Raw genomic sequence first — 1,266 nt, 5'->3', positions numbered from 1 at the left:
TGTAGTGGTCAATAAAATTTGGCCACAGTTTTAGAGTCTTTGTATCTAATCTCAGATTCATTTGGCGCTAAACCAGCATTATAATGATGCGGTCTAACGTTGTTGTAATATCCGTTGATATAATCACTCACACTATATTTAGCGTCTATAAAATTCCCATATCCAACCTTTGGCATCCATTCTGTTTTAAAGCTTCTAAAAAATCGCTCCATTGGCGCATTATCCCAACAATTTCCGCGTCGACTCATGCTTTGTGTAATTTTATAGCGCCATAAACGTTGGCGGTACTTCAAGCTCGTATAATGGCTTCCTTGGTCTGAGTGAAACATCAACCCACTTGGTCTGCCTCTGCTTTCGTAAGCTAACTCAAGCGCTTTTAGCGTTAAGTTAGAATCTGGCGACAATGACATTGCCCAACCCACAACTTTACGCGCAAATAAATCAATAACGACCGCTAAATAAGCCCAGCGATTGCCTGTCCAAATATATGTAACATCACCGCACCACACGGTATCTGGCTCAACAACATCGAACTGCCTATTAAGCAGGTTTGGGATTTCAAGATGTTCATTACCGCCACGTTTATATGAATGTTGAGGTACTTGGCAGCTTTCTAGCTTTAATTTAATCATTAACTTAGCAGCACGATAACGGCTTAATTCAAAATCGTTATTCGTTGCGATTGCCGCGATTGTCCTCGCACCTGCTGAGCCCCCACTCATTGTATGTATGGCTTTAACTTCAGCCTCTAACCTTACTTGCTCTGGTGTCGGTGTCGTATCCCGTATAGCCCAGTATTTATAGCTGCTACGATGCACATTAAATACACTACATAGCACACTAATTGGGTAACGCTCTCGTTGATTTAATTTCTCAATTAACGAGAATTGTTCAGGGAGTCGGACATCAAGAGAGCGGTAGCCTTTTTTAATATATCCTTTTCTAATTCAATGCGTTGGATTTGCTTTTTAAGTTCACGGATTTCAATTTGTTCGGGTGTCATTGGTGAAGCCAATGGTGACTGGCCATTACGTTCTTGCTTTAATTGAGCAACCCATTTACTTACGGTTGATTTACCAACACCCATCGCTTTGGCTGCTTCTTCTTGTGTATAACCTTGGTCAACTACAAGTTGAGCCGTTTCTAATTTGATTGCAGCGGAGTACGTTGCACGGTTTAATTTTGTCATTTTTTTCACCCAAATTTGTATGCAAATAGCATAACATTTCTTTCTTAATGGGTGACCAAAATTACTCTACCACTACA

The 1,266-nt window shown here is 40.5% G+C and carries 1 protein-coding gene; it reads right to left on the bottom strand.

Translation table 11 applies throughout. The features are described 5' to 3' along the window. Positions 1 to 8: 8 nt before the first annotated feature. Positions 9 to 1,189, bottom strand: a protein-coding gene (locus I6E70_RS20500) for an IS3 family transposase (protein ID WP_165725299.1) whose coding sequence is annotated in 2 segments (ribosomal slippage) — positions 9 to 931 and positions 931 to 1,189 — 1,182 coding nt in all. Because the reading frame shifts where the segments join, the coding sequence is not laid out codon by codon here. Positions 1,190 to 1,266 lie beyond the last annotated feature (77 nt).

Source organism: Pseudoalteromonas sp. NGC95, assembly GCF_015864705.1.
Classification (GTDB): Bacteria; Pseudomonadota; Gammaproteobacteria; order Enterobacterales; family Alteromonadaceae; genus Pseudoalteromonas; species Pseudoalteromonas arctica.
This window is presented reverse-complemented; position numbering and strand designations above follow the sequence as displayed.